At 62.7% G+C, this 4,715-nt stretch carries 4 protein-coding genes; 2 read left to right on the plus strand and 2 right to left on the minus strand.

Going from position 1 to position 4,715, the window contains the following annotated elements; translation table 11 throughout:
* Positions 1 to 1,087, minus strand: a 1,087-nt coding sequence (gene ychF, locus H7225_RS02030) for a redox-regulated ATPase YchF (RefSeq protein ID WP_290659041.1), incomplete at its 3' end; no start/stop codon positions are given.
* 63 nt (positions 1,088 to 1,150) lie between these two features.
* The gene (locus tag H7225_RS02035) at positions 1,151 to 2,995 is read right to left on the minus strand and encodes an ATP-binding protein (protein WP_290659043.1); all 1,845 of its coding nucleotides are present in this window, start codon (positions 2,993 to 2,995) and stop codon (positions 1,151 to 1,153) included.
* A gap of 102 nt (positions 2,996 to 3,097) precedes the next feature.
* Between H7225_RS02035 and H7225_RS02040 the strand changes: the two genes are divergently transcribed.
* On the plus strand, positions 3,098 to 4,258 hold the full coding sequence (locus tag H7225_RS02040) for an FAD-dependent monooxygenase (RefSeq protein ID WP_290659045.1): 1,161 nt from the start codon (positions 3,098 to 3,100) through the stop codon (positions 4,256 to 4,258).
* Positions 4,259 to 4,278: 20 nt separating this feature from the next.
* Positions 4,279 to 4,715: DsbC family protein (locus H7225_RS02045; protein WP_290659047.1), on the plus strand; the 437-nt coding region annotated here is incomplete at its 3' end.

Here is a 4,715-nt window from a genome sequence, read left to right on the forward strand (position 1 = left end):
TGCTGAACAAGAAATTCAACACATCGCCATCCTTGACGATGTACTCCTTGCCTTCCGCGCGCATCTTGCCCGCGTCCTTGGCACCTTGCTCACCCTTGAAGGCGATGAAGTCTTCAAAAGCGATGGTCTGGGCTCGGATGAAACCACGCTCGAAGTCAGTGTGGATCACGCCGGCCGCCTGAGGCGCCGTGTCGCCGACATGGATGGTCCAGGCGCGCACTTCCTTGACGCCCGCCGTGAAGTAGGTTTGCAGGCCCAGCAACGTGAAGGCGGCACGGATCAGGCGGTTCAGGCCGGGTTCGTCCTGGCCCATTTCGGCCAGGAACATGCTGCGGTCTTCATCGCTCATCTCCGACAGCTCGGCTTCGGTCTTGGCACAGATGGCCACCACTGGGGCGTTCTGCTTGGCCGCGTATTCCTTCAGGCGATCGAGGAAAGGGTTGTTCTCGAAGCCGCTCTCGTCCACATTGCCCACGAACATTGCGGGCTTGGCGGTGATCAGGCACAGCGGCTTGACCAGCACCAGCTCTTCCTTGGTCCAATCAATCGAGCGCACTGGCTGGGCCTGGTCCAGCGCCACTTGGCACTTCTCCAGCACCTTGACCAGCGCGGCCGCCTCTTTGTCGCCTGAGCGAGCGGTTTTGTTGTAGCGGTGCAGGCTTTTTTCAACGGTGCCCAGGTCGGCCAGGCACAGCTCGGTCTGGATGACCTCGATGTCGGAGATCGGATCGACCTTGCCGGCCACGTGGATCACGTTGTCGTCTTCGAAGCAGCGGACCACGTTGATGATGGCGTCGGTTTCGCGGATGTGCGAGAGGAACTTGTTGCCCAAGCCTTCGCCCTGCGAAGCGCCCGCCACCAAGCCGGCGATGTCGACGAACTCAACGATGGCCGGCACGATGCGCTCGGGCTTGACGATGTCTGACAGGCTGGCCAGGCGCGGATCGGGCAGCTCAACGATGCCCACATTGGGCTCGATGGTGCAGAACGGGTAGTTCTCGGCGGCGATGCCAGCCTTGGTCAGCGCGTTGAAGAGGGTGGACTTGCCGACGTTTGGCAGACCCACGATGCCGCATTTGAGGCTCATGGACGTTCCTGGACTGGAGGGTGGATAACCCCCCATTTTACGGGCGATCTCGTGCGTTCGGGCTCAGGCCGACTGAGTCGCCCAATATCCAACCTCTTCCAGGAGCAGTTGTCGGTCCACGGGCTTGGTCAGGACATGGTTCATGCCGGCGTTCAGGCAGGCACTGCGGTCTTCCGAGAAAGCATTGGCGGTCAAGCCCAGCACCGGCACGTCCAGCGACGCGACGCCTGCCTCGCCCATTCGAACGCGGCGGGTGGCCTCCAGGCCATCCATGCCAGGCATGCGCCAGTCCATCAACACGACGTTGGGTGTGTGCTGGCGCAAAAAAGCCAAAGCCGCAGGGCCCGTGTCGGCGGTGAACACGGTGGCCCCGGCTGCGCGCAGCACTTCGGCGGCCAGCATGCTGTTGACGGGGTCGTCGTCCACCACCAGCACCTCAGTGCCCTTCAGATCAGGTCTGCCCAGCACCCGGCGTGCGGGGGCGCGCGCGTCGTCGGCCAGCACCGCCAATGGCAAATCGATGTCGATGCGGGTGCCCTGGCGCTCACGGCTGTTCACGGTGATGGTGCCTTGCATCAGAGCCACGAGTTCCTGCGTGATGGTCAGACCCAGGCCCACGCCACCATTGGTGCGGGTGCTGTTGGTGTCCGCCTGGAAGAAGGCCTCGAACACACGCGATTGCTCTGACTGGGACATGCCTTGCCCCGTGTCGCTGACCGACAGCCGCACGCCGGCCACGCCGTCCAGGGCCTTGGCCAGGCTGGGGCCCATGCTGAGCGACACATGTCCCCGGTCGGTGAACTTGATGGCGTTGGCCAGCAGGTTGATCAGCACCTGGGTCAGCCGCAATTCGTCGCCCATGCGGCTCAAGGCCAGGCTGGGGCTGACGTGACGCCTCAATTCCAGGCCCTTGACCGTGGCCTGGGGCGACACGGCTGCCAGCGCCTTGTCCGCGATCGCCGACAGGTCCAGCGGCGCCAGCAAAGGCTCCACCTTGCCCGATTCGATGCGCGACAGCTCCAGCACCTGGTCGATCAGGGTCAGCAAGTGCTGGCCGCTGCTGTGGATGGTCTGGATCAGCAGCGCGTCGCGCGGGTCGCGGGCACGCTCGGGGTGGTCGGCCAACAGATCGGCCGAGACCAGCATGGCATGCAAAGGCGTGCGCAGTTCATGGCTCATGACCGCCAGGAAGCGGCTTTTGGCCAAAGAGGCGGTTTCCGCCGTGTCCCGGGCCTGGGCCAGTTCGGACGTGCGCTCCTGCACCCAGGCATTGAGCGCATCGCGGGCATCGGTGGGCCCGTGCGGATCGCCCGCCACCACCAGGCTAACGCCATGCTTGAGCCGCGTGACACTGAGCAGGCTGACCAGAAAAGTGATCTGCATCAACGCGCCATTGACCACCAAGGACCTGACCACGCCGGACCAGACCTGGTCTTGCGTCCCGACCTCAAGCACCCAGGCAGGAATGGCCACCAGCGCCAGCAGCGCGATCGACAGGCCGACCGCCCAACGCCAGGGCCAAGCGATGTGCATCAGCAGTGCCACCACGGGCATCCACTGAAAATTGGTGGCGATCCAGTAAGGCGAGGCCGGTTGCTGATTGAAGATCAGGACGCTGAGCGTGCCGACAACGAAGTACAGGCTCACGCCCGCCACCACCACCTGCTGCGTGAACATCAGGGAGTGCGGGTTACGCCGCAACATGGCCCACATCCACAACAGCAACAGGGCCAGCACGGGCTGGGCCCAGCGGTCATGGGGCGTGCTGATCCCCGCCATCAATTCACTGCCCCAGACCAGCATGCAGGCGACCGCCGCGATGAGGTAAAACCCCAGCGCGGTTTTTCGTTCAATCAGAGACAAAAACCGGTCGCGGCGCAATTCGCCGGGCGGTTCAGGCTGTTTCACTTGATCCAATGCGTATCCCTGTTCATCGGTCAAAAAATGTCGCTTACCCGACATTTGATGTTGACTTGATATTTCGCCTATGGGATTACCTAGAATCCCTAGATGACGATCAAAAAATTCGACGTGTGTGTCAGCGGTTCGGGTGCGGTGGCCCGCTGCCTTGCCTTGGCGCTGTCCAGCAACGGCTGGCGTGTGGCCTGGGCATGCGATGAACAAGGCGGTCAGGCCAAGGCCGAGGATATTCGAACCTACGCCCTGAATTCCCGTTCTGTCGCTTTATTGAAGCGGCTGCGCATTTGGCCGGGCTTGCAATCGGCGATCACGCCGGTGCATGACATGCAGATTCGAGGTGATGGGCGCGGGCACCTGGCGTTCTCGGCCTGGCAACAATGTGTTTCAGAACTGGCCTGGATCGTGGACGCGGCCGCTTTGGAGCGATTGCTGGGCGAGGCTTTGAAGTTCGCCCCGCACGTGACCGTGATACCCCCTTTGGCCGAAGGCGCGCCGCCGGTGGATGCCGACCTGCTGGCCATTTGCGAAGGCAAACAATCGGCCACCCGCGCGGCCCTTGGCGTGGATTTCACCACGGCGGAGTACGGCCATTGGGGCGTTGCCGCGCGTTTGAGCAGCAGCCAGCCCCACCAGGGCGTGGCCCGCCAATGGTTTCGCTCGCCCGATGTGCTGGCCTTGCTGCCGTTTCACGATCCTGTACCGGGCGCGTCGTATGGCCTGGTCTGGTCATTGCCCCAGGCTCGGGCCAAAGAGGTCATGGCCCTGGCGGCGGCCGAGTTCGAAGCCGCCTTGCGCCAAGCGCTTGACGAGGTCGATCCCGGCGCGTCTGCAATCGTGGGTTCCTTGTCCCTGACGTCTCACGTTGCGGCCTGGCCCTTGGCCCTGGCCCAGGCCGAACGCTGGAGCGGACCGGGCTGGGTGTTGTTGGGCGATGCCGCGCACCAAGTCCATCCCTTGGCCGGCCAGGGGCTTAATTTAGGGCTGGCCGATGTCGATACCTTGGTGTCCACACTGACTGAATCACGCCAGCTGGAACCTTGGCGCACCGCGGGCGACGAGCGTTTGCTGCGGCGCTACGCACGTCGTCGTGAATTGCCAACCCGTGCCATGGCCGGGGTCACCGATGGCTTGTTGCGCCTGTTTGCCGATGATCGTGCACCATTGAGGGAACTTCGCAACACTGGCATGGCTCTGTTAGACCAACTGTCTCCTGTCAAGCGCTGGCTGGTCAGCCGCGCGCTTGATGCCTGAATTCAAATAAGGTTGCCGTCATGAATCGCCCCTCTGTTTTTAAATCCCCGCTGATGGCCATCTTGGGTGCTGGCCTGATGTTGTTGGCTTCATCCTCCTGGGCTGGCGAGTTGCCGCCTGCCCAGTTGGCGCAGCTCAAGCAAAAGCTGTCCCAAAGCCTGCCCGACTTTCCACCCATCGACTCGGCGCAAACCACGCCCATGCCTGGCTTGATCGAGCTGCGCTCCGGCAACAACATCATCTACACCGATCCCAAGGGCGAGTTCGTCATCCAGGGCAATCTGGTGGAAACCAAAACCCAGCGCAACCTCACCGAAGAGCGCATGGACGAGATCAACCAGATTGATTTCTCGACCTTGCCGCTCAAGGACGCCGTGGTCTGGAAAAACGGCAATGGCAAGCGCCGCATGGTGGTGTTCGCCGATCCCAACTGTGGCTATTGCAAGCGCCTTGAAAA

It is taken from the genome of Aquabacterium sp., from assembly GCF_014378415.1.
GTDB lineage: Bacteria > Pseudomonadota > Gammaproteobacteria > Burkholderiales > Burkholderiaceae_C > Aquabacterium.

What these genes read in the sequence shown, in the direction of transcription:
- H7225_RS02040 (WP_290659045.1), top strand. Translation starts at nt 3,098, where the DNA reads ATGACGATCAAAAAATTCGACGTGTGTGTCAGCGGTTCGGGTGCGGTG.